Genomic DNA, 14,813 nt, shown 5'->3' with positions numbered 1-14,813 from the left:
TGCCCCTTTTTCCTTTCGATTTCATTTCCTGATTCAATAAGATGGCTAAGAACATCCAATTCGATACCGACGGCCGCGACAAGCTGAAGCGCGGCGTAGACAAACTGGCGAATGCCGTGAAAGTAACCCTGGGCCCCAAAGGCCGCAACGTGGTTATCGACAAGAAATTCGGCGCTCCGACCATCACCAAGGATGGTGTGACGGTCGCCAAAGAAATTGAACTGAGCGACCCGGTGGAAAACATGGGCGCCCAGCTCGTGAAGGAAGTGGCTTCCAAAACCGCCGACCAGGCCGGTGACGGCACCACTACCGCTACCGTACTGGCCCAGGCTATCTACACCGCCGGCTCCAAGAACGTAGCCGCCGGTGCCAACCCCATGGACCTGAAGCGCGGCATCGACAAGGCCGTGAAGGCCGTGGTCGAGAACCTGAAAGCCCAGTCCAAGAAGATTGAGAACTCCTCGGAAATTGCCCAAGTAGGCACCATCTCGGCCAACAACGACTCGGAAATCGGCAAAATGATTGCCGATGCCATGGATAAAGTGGGCAAGGAAGGCGTTATCACCGTGGAAGAAGCCCGCGGCACTGAAACCGAAGTAAAAACGGTGGAAGGCATGCAGTTCGACCGCGGCTACCTGTCCCCCTACTTCGTGACCAACCCCGAGAAAATGGAGGTTGAGCTCGAAAACCCCTTCATCCTGATCTACGACAAGAAGGTGAGCACCATGAAGGAGCTGCTGCCCGTGCTCGAGCAGGTTGTGCAGACCGGCAAGCCCCTGGTTATCGTGTCGGAAGACGTGGACGGCGAGGCTCTGGCCACGCTGGTGGTCAACAAGCTGCGCGGCTCGCTGAAAATTGCCGCCGTGAAGGCTCCCGGCTTCGGCGACCGTCGCAAGGCGATGCTCGAGGACATTGCGGTGCTGACCGGCGGTACGGTGATTTCGGAGGAGCGCGGCTACAAGCTCGACTCTGCCACGCTGGAATACCTGGGCACGGCCGAGAAAATCATCATCGACAAGGACAACACGACCATCGTGAACGGCAAGGGTGAGAAAGACACCATTACCGCCCGCATCAACGAAATCAAGGCCCAAATCGGCACTACCACCTCGGACTACGACAAGGAGAAGCTGCAGGAGCGCCTGGCCAAGCTGAGCGGCGGCGTGGCCATTCTCTACATCGGTGCTTCCACGGAGGTTGAGATGAAAGAGAAGAAGGACCGCGTAGACGATGCCCTGCACGCCACCCGCGCCGCCGTTGAGGAAGGCGTGGTACCCGGCGGCGGCGTCGCTTTGGTGCGCGCCCTGGAAGCCCTGGAAGGCGTGGACACCGCCAACGGTGACGAGCGTACCGGCGTGAACATTATCCGCACGGCCATTGAGGCTCCCCTGCGCACCATCGTGGCCAACGCCGGTGGTGAAGGCTCGGTCGTGGTGCAGAAGGTGCGCGAAGGCAAAGGTGACTTCGGCTACAACGCCCGTGAGGACCGCTACGAGAACCTGATGGCCGCCGGTATCATCGACCCCACGAAGGTGACCCGCCTGGCCCTGGAAAACGCCGCTTCTATTGCCGGCCTGCTGCTGACCACGGAGTGCGTCATTTCCGACGAGCCCGAGGCTGACAAAGACGGCGGCCACGGCGGTGGTGCCCCCGGCATGGGTGGCATGGGCGGCATGATGTAATCAGCTCCCAGCCCCTGGCTGCACGTAAAAAAAGCCCCGCTGGACTTCGGTCCGGCGGGGCTTTTTCGTGCAGTATTTTCAGAGCCTACTTGTTGCGGACAAGCTGGTGGCTGCAGCCGATAAGGGCCAGCACCACACCCAGCGCAATCCAGGTCAGCCACTTCGCGTGTTCGTACGCCGCGCACAGGTCGCGGCCCGATACCACTGACCGGCAAGGGTCGTCGCCAATTTCGTATTTCAGGCTAACCTGAACGTCAAGCATGCCTAAACCGCCTAAAAGCACCAGCAAGCTGGTGCCGATAATCAACCAGGTATGCACACGGTCCGACATCGTGGGTCTTGGGCAACAGCTTTTTTACTGCAACAGCCGGGCAAGGCGCCCGCTTATCGGGTGAATTATCGGGTGAAGGTACCCGCTATAACGCAAAAAGCCCCGCCGGAAAATTCCAGCGGGGCTTTTTATGGGTCCTGCAGAACCTAGGCGGCCGTTACCGGCTCGGCCATCATCGTGTTGAGCTTTTTGTAGATGACGAACAGAATAACCGAAGCCACGGCCGACATTCCCACAAAGATCATGAAGAAGTCGTAGAGGCTGGTAATCTGGAAGCCCAGGAATGAAGGCCAGTGGGCCGCCAGCTCCAGTTGGGTCAGCTTGGCCGATACGTCGGCTGTAGCCTGGGAAGTGCCGTTCAGGATGCCGGGCAGGTCGATGCCTTCCTTCGAAGCCTTGGCAAACTCCCCGGGGCCGGGAGGATACAAACCCGACAGCACGCCGGCCAGCTTGTTGCCGGCGGCCGTAGCCAAGAACCACACGGCCATCAGCAGGGAAGCGAAGCGGGCTGGAGCCAGCTTATTCACCAGGGCCAAGCCAATCGGCGACAAGCACAGCTCGGCGAAGGTGTGGACCATGTACATCGTAATCAGCCAGAACATGCTCACCTTGGTGTTGGCGTCTACGCCTTTCACGCCGAAGGCAATGATGAGGTAGCCCACGGCCATCAGCATCAGGCTGATAGCCATTTTCAGCGGCGACGAAGGCTCGGTGCCCCGCTTGCCCATCCAGGTCCACATGACGGCGAAGATGGGAGCAAACACGATGATAAACAGCGCGTTGGCCGACTGAAAGTAGGAAGCTGGCACCACGTAGGAGCCCAGGTTCCGGTCAGTCTGCTCGTCGGCGAAGAACGTGAGCGAAGCGCCGGCCTGCTCAAACGTGCCCCAGAAGAAGATAACGAAGAAGCTCAGGATGAAAATCACGTAAATCTTCTGCTTTTCGCGGGAGGTCAGCGTGGGGTCGGTCAGGATGGTGACGGGGGCCACAATCATGGCCGAGAACACCAGGGCGCCGATCCAGTCCTTGTTCATGAGCCAGGCAATGGCGGCGTACACCACGGCAAACAGGCCGATGAGCATGGGCAGCTTGCTGGCGAAGCTCTTGGCGGGCTGAGCAATGGTTTCGGAACGCACGGGGCCGTCGGTCTGCACCGGCACCACGGGCGAAGCGTCCACGGTGCGCTCGGGCTTGGCGCCCAGCGGGGCGCCTTCGGCCGTCACCACGTACTTATGCTTGAGCATCTCAAAGGTGAGGCTGCCCACCAGCATGCCGATACCGGCGGCCAGGAAGCCCCACTTGAAGTCGGCCGGGTTGCCCGTATCGCCGAGCGTGCCGCAGACCAGGGGCGAGAAAAACGCGCCCAGGTTGATGCCCATGTAGAAGATGGTGTAGGCCGCGTCGATGCGGGAGTCGCCTTTCGGGTAGAGCGAGCCCACCATCGAGGAGATGTTGGGCTTGAAGAAGCCGTTGCCAAAAATCAGGCAGCCCAGGCCCAGGAAGAATAGCAGCAGCTGCGCGGATGGCACGGCCGTCTGGCCAGCCTGGTACATGGAGGCGGAGAAAAACAGGGCAAATTGACCGGCGGCCATCAGCAATCCGCCCACCAGAATAGAGCGGCGGTTGCCCCAGTAACGGTCGGCCATGTAACCACCCAACAGGGGTGTCAGGTAGACTAGGGAAGTGTAGTTGCCGTAGATCAGCGACGACATCTCCTTGTTCATAAGGAGAGCCTTGAGCATGTACAGTGAGAGCAGGGCGCGCATACCGTAGTAGCTGAACCGCTCCCACATCTCGGTGGCAAAGAGCACGTACAGGCCCTTAGGATGGCTGGTAGAGGTAGCCAGTGGCGGCTGCTCCTGCACAGCGGAGGTCGTTTGCATGAAAAAGAAATGAGGTGAGAAAGTGGGGAAAGGACCACGGGCTGCAACCGCGCGGGTGGTTGGTAAAACTACAAAACTTTCGCAATTGGTAACCGCGGGCCCGAGTCTGCCCCGAAAGCCAGCACCGGTCAGCGAATTTTCGCGATAATCCGGGGCTTTATTGGCCCCTTCTGCGGGCGGATGGGTTTTTTGACTAATTTTGTGTACTGAGTCCCCTTCTTCCCACCCTAATTTTTCCCGTTTTCGGCCCATGCAGAACACCGCCGCCAACGCCCTCGACCGCCTCGCGCCGCTGGGTTTCACCTCCGCTGCCCAGGTTCACCTAAACCTCCCGCCCGCCGCTCTGGTGGAAGAAGCCCTGCGCCGCGGCGAGGGCACGCTCACTGACACGGGCGCTTTGATGGCCGACACCGGCGCTTTCACCGGTCGCTCCCCCAAGGACCGCTTCGTGGTGAAGGATGCCAACACCGCCGACTCGGTGTGGTGGGGCGACATCAACATCCCGTTTGACACCGACAAGTTCGACCAGCTGCACGCCAAGATGGTGCAGTACTTGGCCGACAAGGAGCTCTACGTGCGCGAAGCCTACGCCGGCGCCAACCCCGATTACCAGCTCAAGCTGCGCATCGTGAACGAGCAGGCCTGGCACAACCTATTCTGCTACAACATGTTCCTGCGCCCTGCCGAAGGCGCTGACACTAGCTGGACGCCCGACTTCAGCATCATCTGCGCCCCCGGCTTTGAGGCTGATCCGGCCGTGGACGGCACCCGCCAGAAGAACTTCGCCATTCTCAACTTCACCAAGAAGATGATTCTGATTGGCGGCACGGGCTACGCCGGCGAGATGAAGAAAGGCATCTTTGGCGTGCTCAACTACCTGCTGCCCCACGAGCACAACACGCTCAGCATGCACTGCTCGGCCAACGTGGGCAAGGACGGCGACACGGCGGTATTCTTCGGCCTCTCGGGCACGGGCAAAACGACGCTGTCGGCGGACCCGAACCGCGGCCTGATCGGCGACGACGAGCACGGCTGGACCCCGGACGCGGGCATCTTCAACTTCGAAGGGGGCTGCTACGCCAAGGTTATCGATCTGAGCCGCGAGAAGGAGCCCCAGATCTGGGACGCCATCCGCTTCGGCTCCATCGTGGAAAACACGCGCTTCGTGCCCGGCACCCACACCGTGGATTACGCCAACAAGAGCGTGACCGAAAACACCCGCACGGCCTATCCGATCAACTTCATCGACAACGCCATTGAGCCGTCGGTGGCTGACTCGCCCAAGAACATCTTCTTCCTCACGGCCGATGCTTTCGGCGTGCTGCCTCCCATCAGCAAGCTCGACAAGAGCCACGCCATGTACCACTTCATGAGCGGCTACACGGCGAAAGTTGCGGGTACGGAAATGGGCGTGACCGAGCCGCAGACGACTTTCTCGGCCTGCTTTGGCGCCGTATTCCTGCCCCTGCACCCCACCAAGTACGCCGAAATGCTGGGCCAGAAAATGGACGAGCATCCCGACGTGAACGTGTGGCTGATCAACACGGGCTGGAGCGGCGGCGCCTACGGCGTGGGCTCGCGCATGAAGCTGGGCTACACCCGGGCCATGATTACGGCCGCCCTGGAAGGCAAGCTCAACGACGTGACCTTCACCAAGCACCCCATCTTCGGCGTGGCAGTGCCCGCCTCGGTGCCCGGCGTGCCTACCGAAATCCTGGATCCGCGCAACACCTGGGCCGACAAGGAAGCCTACGACAAAACTGCCTCGGCCCTGGCCGACAAGTTCGTGGCGAACTTCCAGAAGTACGCTGACTACGCCAACGAGGACATCCTGGCCGGCGCCCCCAAAACGGCCGCCGTAGTAGCCTAAGTATTCGGATTAGCGTTTGAAAAAGCCCCGCTGGCCTCGGCCGGCGGGGCTTTTTGCTTACTGGTATTTGTCGTCGATAACGTGGCCCAGCTCGATAAGCAGCTGTTTTAGCCGTTGGTAGGTACTGGAGTCGGCGGCTATTTCCTGCTGCTGGTCCGTGAGCATTTTGTCGCACCCAAAACAAATGTTCAACACGGCCCTTAGCCTACCTTGCGCGTCGTAGAAAGCCAGGGCATCCCGGTAGACCGGCCCGCACATCCAGTCGAATTGATGACAAACCGGCGTGGCCAGAATGGCGGCCAGCCGTTCCGCGTCCAAGGAGTCGGCCGTAATTATGGCCACCGGGGAAGCAGTGATGTGGTAGGCATTTTCTCCTTCCGTCAGCAGCAAGGATGTCAAATCCCACCCGCGCTCCAGGCAGCGGAGATTTTCGCGCATTGCCGGCAGACGGGCGGACGGAGCAGTCAGCAATTCTTGGCGCACGGCGGAAAACCGCTGTTTGGCGGCCTGATTGAAAGCCGCCAGCTTCGGCCCTCGATTGAAAGAATAGGTTTGGATATAGCTGAACCGCTGATTGAGCCAGAACCGGGCAGTATCCCGCAGGGAGTTATCGTCCATTCTTTTATTCGGTTCTTGCGAACTCTGGGAAGTGTGCGTCAGCCAGGAATTCGTCTTGGCTTTCTCGTCAAACATAGTTTCCATTATCCGAACTTTGCCCCATGCCCCACACCTTCTTCGCCCCCGACTTAGCAGGCTCTGCCTACACCCTGCCCGAAGACGAAAGCAAGCACGCCGTGCGCGTGCTGCGCCTCACGCCCGGCGACGCGGTAGTGCTGGTCAATGGCCGCGGGGGCGTGTACGGGGCCGAGGTGGCCGAGGCCAACCCCAAACGCTGCCAGCTGCGCATCACCACCGAGCAGCAGGTCCCGCGCCGCCCCTACTTTGTGCACCGAGCCGTGGCCCCCACCAAAAACCTGGACCGGATGGAGTGGCTCGTGGAGAAGGCGGTGGAAGTGGGCGTCGACCGAATTAGTTTTTTGCGCGGAGCCCGTTCGGAGCGCCGGGAGCTGAAGCTGGAGCGCCTGGAGAAAATTGCCGTCAGCGCCCTGAAGCAGTCGGGCCAAGCCTGGCTGCCCCAGGTTGATGAGCTCACCGACTTCAACGCTTTTCTGCCCACCGTAGCCCCCGAAACCACGTTTATTGCCCACCTGGAAGAAGGGGAACGGACGGCCCTCTCCCATGTGGCGGCAGCCGGCGCGGGCTGCTGCGTGCTTATTGGCCCCGAAGGCGACTTCACGCCCCAGGAAATCGAGGCGGCCCGGGCCCGCGGCATCCGGCCCGTGACGCTGGGCGCTTCCCGGCTGCGAACCGAAACGGCGGCGCTGGCAGCAATATTCACCGTCCATATTGCCCGGGAGTAGCCACCTGCTTATTCCTCCACCAGCGCCGAGTTGTCGGACTGCTCGTCCTGGGCAGCCAGGCGGGCGGCTTGCTTGGCCTGCTTTTTCCTGCGCCAGGGCACATGCTGCTCCCAGTCGCCGGCCATCAGGTAGCCGTAAGACCGGATTTCGTCGACGATGGTGGCTAGCTCGAACTCCATGATCTGCTGCTTCACTTCCTCGGCGTCCTTATAGGCGCTGGGCAATTCGAAAATGTCAACCTGATTGAAGAAAAAGCGGGCGTCGATGCCGGTCCAGTAAATCCTTGCCCGTTATCATATCTGCTCTTTATTAATAAGGTAGCGTAGGCCGAATGCCGCACGCCGCGGCACAAGCAACTTTTTCCGCCCCCTACCGACTAGCTGTTTACTCGGCCAGCAGCTGCTGGTAGTAAGCCGGGAACTCGCGAGCAAGCGAATACAGGTCGCGTAGCTCAAAGTAGACTGGGCTCACGCTGCCCACCGGCGGCCACCCCGCCCGGCGAAACAACATCTTGGTGCGCGTCAGGTGGTAGTACTGCGAGACAACCAGTAGGCGCCGGGCGTGCAGGGAATCGAGAATGGGCAGGGTATTGACTACGGTCTGGCGGGTGTCGTCGCCGTAGTTGTCGACCACAATGGCCGAGTCGGGCACGCCCTGCTGGCGCAGGTAGTCCCGCATCTTGCTGCCTTCGTAGAAGCCCTCCCGGCCCAGCCCGCCGCTGACAATGAGCGTCTTCACCCGCCCAGCCTGGTACAAGCGCAGCCCGCAAGCCACGCGCTGCCGCAGCCGCTCCGACAAGGTACCGTCCCGGTTCACGGTGTTGCCCAGAACCACGGCGGCATCGGCCGACTCCCGAGAGCCGGTCAGGCCATCAACCACTACGAAGGCGGAGTGGGCCAGCCCCCAGCTGATGAGGCAAAGCAGAGCGTACAGGGCGAGGCGACGAAGGTGCATGGAGCAAGACAAAGAGGCAGCAACTACGCGAATCAGCCACGGCCGCGCAAGCTATTCCTCGTCCAACTCAGGCGGCCGACACTGAACTTTGCCACCTCGGCGTTACTTTGTAGTCTGTTAGCCGTGTCTTTCCTCCGCGTATGCTCAAACACCTGCTGCTTTCTGCCTTACTCCTGCTGTCGTTGACGGCGGCCGCGCCCACTTACAGCTTCCGCATTGCCAAGCTGCACTACGGTGGGGGCGGCGACTGGTACGCCAACAAAACCAGCCTGCCCAACCTGATCCGCTTCAGCAATCAGGTGCTCAAAACCAACATTGCCCCCGACGAGGCCACCGTGGAGCTGGATTCGCCTGAGCTCTTCACCTACCCCTTCGTGCACATGACCGGCCACGGCAATGTGAGCTTTACCGACGCGGAAGCCAAAAACCTGCGTCGCTACCTCGTCGGCGGCGGCTTTCTGCACATCGACGACAACTACGGCCTCGACAAGTTCATCCGCCCGGAAATGAAAAAGGTGTTTCCCGAGCTCGAATTTGTGGAGCTGCCCTACTCCCATCCCATCTACCACCAGAAGTTTGCCTTCCCTAAGGGCCTGCCCAAGGTGCACGAACACGACGGCAAGCGTCCCCAGGGCTTCGGCCTGCTCTACCGGGGCCGCCTGGTGTGCTTCTACAGCTTCGAGTGCGACCTGGGCAACGGCTGGGAAGATCTGGGCACCTACCCCGAAGACACTCCGGCCGTCCACGAGGCGGCCCTGCGCATGGGCGCCAACTTGCTCAGCTACGCCCTCACCCAGGATTAGCCGGCGGGTTGCGCCCGTCAGAACGTTCACAGGAAAAGGCCCGGGAGCTTTCCCGGGCCTTTTTCTGTGGTAATCAATTCCGGTGCGCTAAAACTTGCGCTGCAGAATCTCGCTGAGCACGAAGGCCGCCCGCACGTCCGCCGGGTTGCGCAGCATATCCGCCACGCGGCGCTGCACGGCGTTGGGGGCTTCGGGAGTTGTCTGCAACGGGGCCCGCGGGGTGGCGGGGCGGCGGGGCGCGGGGCGCTCCACGGGCGGGGTGGGCGCGGCCAAGGGCTTGGCTTGGCGGGGCTTCCGAGCTGCCGGGGCGGGCACGGTGGCGGTGGGGTCAGCGGAGCGGGCGGCGTTCTGGGCCTGCATCTGCTTGAGCAGCTCCTGAAACGAGGTCCCCGGCGCGGGCGGCCCCTGATTCCCGGGCCGGGTGCGGCTTTCCTGAGCCATGGTTTCCCGGGCTTTCTGCACCAGCCGCCACACGAAGACCACAACGCCAAACAGAATCAGCAGGAGCATCTGTACCTTTTCCATGGGCAGGTAGCGGGGCAAGGAGTTGGGAAAGCAGGCTTGGTTAAGCGAAATACGGGCCCGGCGAACTTAGCGGACGCCCTTTTCGGGATACTTGCCGGCCTTGGTGCGGTAGAAGGCCTTGATGTGCTCCAGGTCTTCTTCGTAGTTGCCGGTCGGCCAGAACACGGGCCCCACTCCGGCTTCCTTGTTTTTGTAGTCCAGGAAGCCCAGCAGAATCGGCACTTTGGCGCCCATGGCCGCGAAGTAGAAGCCTTTGCGCCACTTGGGCTGGTAGCTGCGCGTGCCCTCGGGCGTAATCAGAATCACCATTTCCTCGTTCTGGTTGAGCAGCTGCACCATGCCGTCGACTAGGCTGTTGTTGCGGCTCCGGTCGACGGGCAGCGCGCCCAGGGACCGGACCAGCCAGCCCACGAACTTGTTGTCGACCCACTCTTTTTTCACGGTGAAGCGCACGGGCAGATTCATCAGGAAAAAGGCCCCGCGGGCGTACATGATGTCCCAGTTGCTGGTGTGGGGAGCGGCAATCATGATGCCCTTGGTGATGCCGTCGGGCACGACGGAGGCTAATTTCCAGCCGGTTATCCAGAACCAGAACCGGGAAAAGTGATACCAGAAGGCGGGAGTTTGGGGAGCTTTGGGCATAGAGTTTCGTTCAGCAGCCCAACGTAAAACGGGTTGCCGGGTTTAAAAATAGGGATTTTTGGTGGTGAATCCCGCGCTGCCCGGCGTTTTCAGCCCTCGTATTGGATGGATAAAAGCCCAGGCTTCTACACTAGAGCCCGGAGCTGCTCGGCCAGTCCCATGGTATAGGCGTAGCCAATTTCGTAGAGCTCCGGGGCCCGGCGGTAGCTCAGCGGGCGGTATTGCCCCAGCGCCGGGGGCTCGATGAGCACGTCGCAGCGCTGCTGCCGCGGCAGGGTATTGGCATTGATGGCCAGATGCAGGGTGCGCTCAATCAGGCTGCGGAAGTTGGTGACCGGCGCACCAGGGTTGACCGGGTTGCAGTGCACCCCAATCACGCGCAGGCCCTGCTCCAGCAAAGGCTCCACCGGCAGGTTATTCAGCACCCCGCCATCGACGAGCTGCCGGCCCTGATACTGCACCGGCCGGTATACGATGGGCACCGCCGACGAGGCCAGCAGCGGCGGAATCAGCGGCCCTTCGGAAAAGTAAACCGACTCGCCCGCGGCTAGGTCGGTGGCCACGAGCGTGAGCGGGCGCAGCAGGTCGGCAAACGACGCATTTAGGCCCAGGTGGCGCACCAGCAGCTGCTCGACGGCATCGAAGTGCAGCAGCCCGGAGCGGCTAAAGGCCGGGCGCATCAGCCGGACCACGTTGGTAGTCGTCAGCAGCCGCAGAATATCGGCCGGGGCGAAGCCGGCGGCGTAAAACGTGGCGGCAATGGCGCCCGAGCTCACCCCCGACAGCTGCGCCACCGGAATCTGCAGCTCGTCCAGCGCGGCCAGCACGCCCAGGTGGGCAATGCCCCGCGCCCCTCCCCCCGACAGTGCTACGCCAATTTTCTGCATCGGGCCCGGCGTTGCGCGTTACAGGTCTTCGAGGCGGAACGTTTCGGCCAGGCGCACGCCCTTCTCGGTTTGCTGCACCGTGCAGCAGGCGTGCAGCGGGTCGTGCTCGAGCACCAGCACCCAGTTTTCGGCCGCCGCCCGGCGCAGAATTTCCTCTTTCTCGGTCAGCGTCACCAGGGGGCGCACATCGTAGCTCATCACGTAAGGCAGCGGAATGTGAGCCACGGAGGGCAGCAAATCGGCCATGAAAGCCAGCGTGCGGCCTTTGTAGGGCAGCAGCGGCACCATCATCTTCTCGGTGTGTCCGTCGGCAAAGACAATGTCGCTGAACGGCGTCAGGGCCTCGGGTACGCGGCCACCGGCAACGAACTGCAGCTGACCGCTTTCCTGAATCGGCAGGATGTTTTCGCGCAGAAAGCTGGCTTTCTCGCGCGGGTTGGGGTGCACGGCCCAGTCCCAGTGCGCCTCGTTGCTCCAGTAAGTAGCATTGGCAAACGCCGGCTCGAGCTGGCCGGCGGCGGTGCGCACCACCGAGCCCCCGCAGTGGTCGAAGTGCAGGTGGGTCAGAAAGACGTCAGTTACGTCGGCCGACGTGAAGCCGAGCTGGCGCAACGACTTTTCCAGCGAGTCGTCGCCGTGCAGGTAGAAATGGCCGCGGAACTTCTCGTCCTGCTTGTCGCCGATGCCGTTGTCGACCAGCACCAGCCGGTTACCGTCCTCGATGAGCAGGCAGCGCATGGCCCAGGTGCACATATTGTTGGCGTCGGGCGGGCTCAGCTTCTGCCACATCGACTTGGGCACCACGCCAAACATGGCGCCGCCATCGAGCTTAAACAGGCCGGTATCGAGGGTATGAACGGTCATGCTGGGGACTGTTGGATTTTACCTGTTAAAGGGAAAAGGGAGTTTCTGCAGCCAGAACGAAGTCGGCGCCAAAAGCAGCGCCGACAAACCAGACAACGGCCGAAGCCCCCCGCTCACACCTATTCCACCACCACGCCCATGGCGGAAAACTTGTCGATGCGCTGGCTGATACGCTCTTCGGCGGGCATGGCTTCGAGCTCGTCGAGGGTTTTGATGAGCGTTTTGCGCAGCGTGTCAATCATCTTGTCGGGGGCCGTGTGGGCGCCACCCAGCGGCTCCTTCACGATGCCGTCGACGAGCTTGGCGGCCAGCATATCAGAGGCCGTGAGCTTGAGGGCCTGGGCGGCCTGCTCCTTGTAGTCCCAACTGCGCCACAGAATGCTCGAGCACGACTCGGGCGAAATAACCGAGTACCAGGTATTTTCCAGCATCAGCACCCGGTCGCCGATGGCAATACCCAGCGCGCCGCCGGAAGCACCCTCGCCAATGATGATGCAGATGACGGGCACCTTGAGCAGAAACATCTCCTTCAGGTTGCGGGCAATGGCCTCGCCCTGCCCCCGCTCTTCGGCTTCCAGGCCCGGAAAGGCACCCGGCGTGTCAATGAGCGTGACGATGGGCTTGCCAAACTTCTCGGCCAGCTTCATCAGGCGCAGGGCCTTGCGGTAGCCCTCGGGGTTGGGCATGCCGAAGTTGCGAAACTGCCGCTGCTTGGTGTTGCGGCCCTTCTGCTGCCCAATAAACATCACCGAGCGGCCATCGAGCTCCGCAAAGCCGCCGACCATGGCCTTGTCGTCGGCCACGGTCCGGTCGCCGTGCAGCTCGATGAACTTATCGGTCATGCCTTCTATATAGTCGAGGGTGTAGGGGCGCTCGGGGTGGCGCGAGAGCTGCACGCGCTGCCAGCGGGTGAGGTTGGCGTACGTTTCCTTCTTGAGGGCCTTGATTTTGGCCTCCAGGGCCGTTACGGCCTCCGATACGTCCACCTGGCTGTCGAGGGCCAGCTGTTGCATTTCACGGAGTTTGCCTTCGAGGGCAGCAATCGGTTGTTCGAAGTCGAGGAGCATTGCCAGGGAATGAATGCGTCAGAGGAGAGGTGCAGAGAGAAAAACGGGCCGCTAAGATGGCAGGTTACGGGCAAATAAGCAGCGTCCGGGTGATAGGCAAAGGTACGGCAAACCCCTCCACTGGTGGCACCGCAGCCGGGGAATGATTTTTTGAAAAATTAATTGCGCTGAAAAACAGTGAGAAAGCCCCGGCGGTGGCGTTTTACGGGGAAAAATCTGCGCTTCGGTTGTGTAATCTCAAACCGGCTCCTACCTTTGCATCACTTTAACGGGAAGCACAACGGCGGCCGCGGTTAAAGCTACCCTGGTTCGGTAGTTCAGTTGGTTAGAATGCCGCCCTGTCACGGCGGAGGTCGCGGGTTCGAGTCCCGTCCGGACCGCAGCAATGCGAAGAAAAGCCCCTTAGTTTAACGCTAAGGGGCTTTTTCTTTTTGGCGCTGGTTCAACCGGCGGCCTGGCGAATTTAGCCTCCGAAAACAGTTGGTATGCTGCCGGCTAGCCATTGCTATGCTCTTCTTACCGGGAGGACATTTATTCCTGTCAACAGCTGGTTTTTATCTATGAGCTTCGCCCTTGGACTACTTCTCGTTGTTTTTGGGCCACCTCTGGCTCTGGCCCTGCTGGGTACCCGATTTTGGAAATGGAGCCACTTGGAGGGGTTCACGGGACGGACACGCATCGTGCGACTGGGCGGGCTGGTTTTGCTCGCCGGGGCGTTTACGTTCGCACTTTACTTCATGATACTTGTCCTCTCATCGGACACCCCGTCGGCCCACGCCCCTAGCAGCAGCGCTTGGCCCTGGGCGCATGAGCACCCTATTACCCTTGTGCTCCTTGCGGATATCATGGCGTTGCTCCTCTTGGTCAGCCAACCGTCCCGGCGCTTGGCAGCACTCTGCTTCGGGGCCGGAGCCTTACTGACCTTTAGCGGATTAGGGATTTATTGGTATTTGACGGACCACCAAGACGACTTAATGCAGAGCTTCCGCCAATCCTCCGTAGAATATGACCGCAGCGGCTGGCAGCGCGCAGCCATCGACTCATTCGAGGTGCAAGTCAAGCACCGCCCCGACATTGAAAAGCTTTACCTATCTGACCCCGCCTTCCCGGGTGGGCCGGTGGCGCTGCATGACCAGATGAAGACCCTAACCCGGCCTCAGGCGAAGCCCCTGCCGCAGGACGCGGTTGTGGAGGTAGAATTTATCCTGGAAAGGGACGGCCGCATTACCCTCCCCCACGTGGTTTACGGTTTAGGGCCGGGCTACGACGAGGAAGCCGTGCGCGTAATACAGTCCCTACCACCATTCTCACCTTCTCTCGACGACGAGGGAAAAGCCGTGGCCCGCGTATGGCGGGTCCAGGTTCCTTTTTTTCACTGAAGCCTCGCCACGGACTGCAACTAGTCTGCTTTGGCTGATTTATCCTGCACCCGTGTGGCCCGTCACTGGCTTGCTCTCTGGGCAGCAATTGATTAACACATCATCCGGTATTCCCAGCGCCTGAAAACTCGTGCGGTTCTTCCCTACTACTGCTTTCCGCGAGGGATACTTTAACCTTGCTACAGGCCATTGCCGCGCGCTACCACGTTGAGTTGCGCCACTTTCGCTGGGACAAGTACTTCAATTCCGAGTCCCACCGGGGCATGATCTATCGGGCGGTACAACCCTTTACAGTCGTGAACATTCTGCGGCCGTCGCAACACGAGAGCTTCGGACCCGAGGCCTCTTAAGGCCGTCGCTGGGCAAGAGTGGAATGCCCACGTCGCGCGCCCACTCTAGCATAGCCCGGCACTTCCGGCTTACCTCATCCTGAACGCCACTTACCGGCACTACTGCGCTCCGGATGACATTTTCGGCGCCGCCCCGAAAAAAATATTGCTTTCTA

15 protein-coding genes and 1 tRNA gene are annotated in these 14,813 nt (G+C 61.0%); 6 read left to right on the top strand and 10 right to left on the bottom strand.

The annotated features are described in order from the left end of the window. Window positions 1-41: 41 nt before the first annotated feature. Window positions 42-1,682 (top strand): chaperonin GroEL, encoded by a 1,641-nt coding sequence (gene groL / locus EWM57_RS19775; protein ID WP_129923039.1) that lies wholly within the window; start codon window positions 42-44, stop codon window positions 1,680-1,682. Between the two features lie 85 nt (window positions 1,683-1,767). Here the strand turns inward: groL and EWM57_RS21255 are convergent, their stop codons facing one another. Beyond that, window positions 1,768-1,944, bottom strand: coding sequence for a hypothetical protein (locus EWM57_RS21255; RefSeq protein ID WP_165370585.1), 177 nt, complete (start codon window positions 1,942-1,944; stop codon window positions 1,768-1,770). Window positions 1,945-2,159: 215 nt separating this feature from the next. Further along, window positions 2,160-3,896: a peptide MFS transporter gene (locus EWM57_RS19770; RefSeq protein ID WP_129923038.1), complete on the bottom strand. Its 1,737-nt coding sequence runs from the start codon at window positions 3,894-3,896 to the stop codon at window positions 2,160-2,162. A 250-nt stretch (window positions 3,897-4,146) separates the two neighbouring features. On the opposite strand from EWM57_RS19770, the gene pckA reads away from it, so the two are divergent. Then, window positions 4,147-5,766 carry a phosphoenolpyruvate carboxykinase (ATP) gene (gene pckA / locus EWM57_RS19765; RefSeq protein ID WP_129923037.1) on the top strand — a complete coding sequence of 540 codons (1,620 nt, stop codon included), beginning with the start codon at window positions 4,147-4,149 and terminating at the stop codon, window positions 5,764-5,766. A 57-nt stretch (window positions 5,767-5,823) separates the two neighbouring features. On the opposite strand, the gene EWM57_RS19760 is transcribed toward pckA, so the two are convergent. Beyond that, window positions 5,824-6,459 (bottom strand): hypothetical protein, encoded by a 636-nt coding sequence (locus EWM57_RS19760; protein WP_129923036.1) that lies wholly within the window; start codon window positions 6,457-6,459, stop codon window positions 5,824-5,826. A 26-nt stretch (window positions 6,460-6,485) separates the two neighbouring features. Between EWM57_RS19760 and EWM57_RS19755 the strand changes: the two genes are divergently transcribed. Beyond that, window positions 6,486-7,187 (top strand): 16S rRNA (uracil(1498)-N(3))-methyltransferase, encoded by a 702-nt coding sequence (locus EWM57_RS19755; protein ID WP_129923035.1) that lies wholly within the window; start codon window positions 6,486-6,488, stop codon window positions 7,185-7,187. Window positions 7,188-7,195: 8 nt separating this feature from the next. Here the strand turns inward: EWM57_RS19755 and EWM57_RS19750 are convergent, their stop codons facing one another. Further along, window positions 7,196-7,411, bottom strand: a complete 216-nt coding sequence (locus tag EWM57_RS19750) for a hypothetical protein (RefSeq protein WP_207218360.1) — start codon at window positions 7,409-7,411, stop codon at window positions 7,196-7,198. A gap of 160 nt (window positions 7,412-7,571) precedes the next feature. Then, a complete protein-coding gene (locus EWM57_RS19745; protein ID WP_129923034.1) occupies window positions 7,572-8,141 on the bottom strand; it encodes a YdcF family protein in 570 nt (189 codons plus the stop codon). A gap of 140 nt (window positions 8,142-8,281) precedes the next feature. On the opposite strand from EWM57_RS19745, the gene EWM57_RS19740 reads away from it, so the two are divergent. Beyond that, window positions 8,282-8,944: a DUF4159 domain-containing protein gene (locus EWM57_RS19740; RefSeq protein WP_129923033.1), complete on the top strand. Its 663-nt coding sequence runs from the start codon at window positions 8,282-8,284 to the stop codon at window positions 8,942-8,944. A gap of 87 nt (window positions 8,945-9,031) precedes the next feature. Here the strand turns inward: EWM57_RS19740 and EWM57_RS19735 are convergent, their stop codons facing one another. The 5 genes from EWM57_RS19735 to EWM57_RS19715 form a co-directional block, all read right to left on the bottom strand. Beyond that, on the bottom strand, window positions 9,032-9,469 hold the full coding sequence (locus tag EWM57_RS19735; RefSeq protein ID WP_165370584.1) for a hypothetical protein: 438 nt from the start codon (window positions 9,467-9,469) through the stop codon (window positions 9,032-9,034). A 66-nt stretch (window positions 9,470-9,535) separates the two neighbouring features. Further along, on the bottom strand, window positions 9,536-10,111 hold the full coding sequence (locus tag EWM57_RS19730) for a 1-acyl-sn-glycerol-3-phosphate acyltransferase (RefSeq protein ID WP_129923031.1): 576 nt from the start codon (window positions 10,109-10,111) through the stop codon (window positions 9,536-9,538). A 125-nt stretch (window positions 10,112-10,236) separates the two neighbouring features. Continuing rightward, complete coding sequence (locus EWM57_RS19725) at window positions 10,237-10,998, bottom strand: patatin-like phospholipase family protein (protein ID WP_129923030.1); 762 nt, start codon at window positions 10,996-10,998, stop codon at window positions 10,237-10,239. 18 nt (window positions 10,999-11,016) lie between these two features. After that, the gene (locus tag EWM57_RS19720; RefSeq protein ID WP_129923029.1) at window positions 11,017-11,862 is read right to left on the bottom strand and encodes an MBL fold metallo-hydrolase; all 846 of its coding nucleotides are present in this window, start codon (window positions 11,860-11,862) and stop codon (window positions 11,017-11,019) included. A 119-nt stretch (window positions 11,863-11,981) separates the two neighbouring features. Continuing rightward, a complete protein-coding gene (locus EWM57_RS19715) occupies window positions 11,982-12,929 on the bottom strand; it encodes an acetyl-CoA carboxylase carboxyltransferase subunit alpha (RefSeq protein WP_207218359.1) in 948 nt (315 codons plus the stop codon). A gap of 306 nt (window positions 12,930-13,235) precedes the next feature. On the opposite strand from EWM57_RS19715, the gene EWM57_RS19710 reads away from it, so the two are divergent. Further along, a tRNA-Asp gene (locus EWM57_RS19710) sits at window positions 13,236-13,309 on the top strand. Between the two features lie 465 nt (window positions 13,310-13,774). Then, complete coding sequence (locus tag EWM57_RS21250) at window positions 13,775-14,308, top strand: energy transducer TonB (RefSeq protein WP_165370443.1); 534 nt, start codon at window positions 13,775-13,777, stop codon at window positions 14,306-14,308. Window positions 14,309-14,813: the final 505 nt, after the last annotated feature.

The organism is Hymenobacter persicinus, assembly GCF_004167665.1.
GTDB lineage: Bacteria > Bacteroidota > Bacteroidia > Cytophagales > Hymenobacteraceae > Hymenobacter > Hymenobacter persicinus.
Note: the sequence above shows the minus strand (reverse complement) of the source record. Positions and strands in the feature narration are given on the sequence as shown.

Bases quoted from the DNA above. Each gene is read 5' to 3' on its own strand.
- groL (WP_129923039.1), top strand. From the start codon at position 42: ATGGCTAAGAACATCCAATTCGATACCGACGGCCGCGACAAGCTGAAG.
- EWM57_RS21255 (WP_165370585.1), bottom strand. From the start codon at position 1,944: ATGCTTGACGTTCAGGTTAGCCTGAAATACGAAATTGGCGACGACCCT.
- EWM57_RS19770 (WP_129923038.1), bottom strand. From the start codon at position 3,896: ATGCAAACGACCTCCGCTGTGCAGGAGCAGCCGCCACTGGCTACCTCT.
- pckA (WP_129923037.1), top strand. From the start codon at position 4,147: ATGCAGAACACCGCCGCCAACGCCCTCGACCGCCTCGCGCCGCTGGGT.
- EWM57_RS19760 (WP_129923036.1), bottom strand. From the start codon at position 6,459: ATGTTTGACGAGAAAGCCAAGACGAATTCCTGGCTGACGCACACTTCC.
- EWM57_RS19755 (WP_129923035.1), top strand. From the start codon at position 6,486: ATGCCCCACACCTTCTTCGCCCCCGACTTAGCAGGCTCTGCCTACACC.
- EWM57_RS19745 (WP_129923034.1), bottom strand. From the start codon at position 8,141: ATGCACCTTCGTCGCCTCGCCCTGTACGCTCTGCTTTGCCTCATCAGC.
- EWM57_RS19740 (WP_129923033.1), top strand. From the start codon at position 8,282: ATGCTCAAACACCTGCTGCTTTCTGCCTTACTCCTGCTGTCGTTGACG.
- EWM57_RS19735 (WP_165370584.1), bottom strand. From the start codon at position 9,469: ATGGAAAAGGTACAGATGCTCCTGCTGATTCTGTTTGGCGTTGTGGTC.
- EWM57_RS19730 (WP_129923031.1), bottom strand. From the start codon at position 10,111: ATGCCCAAAGCTCCCCAAACTCCCGCCTTCTGGTATCACTTTTCCCGG.
- EWM57_RS19725 (WP_129923030.1), bottom strand. From the start codon at position 10,998: ATGCAGAAAATTGGCGTAGCACTGTCGGGGGGAGGGGCGCGGGGCATT.
- EWM57_RS19720 (WP_129923029.1), bottom strand. From the start codon at position 11,862: ATGACCGTTCATACCCTCGATACCGGCCTGTTTAAGCTCGATGGCGGC.
- EWM57_RS19715 (WP_207218359.1), bottom strand. From the start codon at position 12,929: ATGCTCCTCGACTTCGAACAACCGATTGCTGCCCTCGAAGGCAAACTC.
- EWM57_RS21250 (WP_165370443.1), top strand. From the start codon at position 13,775: ATGGCGTTGCTCCTCTTGGTCAGCCAACCGTCCCGGCGCTTGGCAGCA.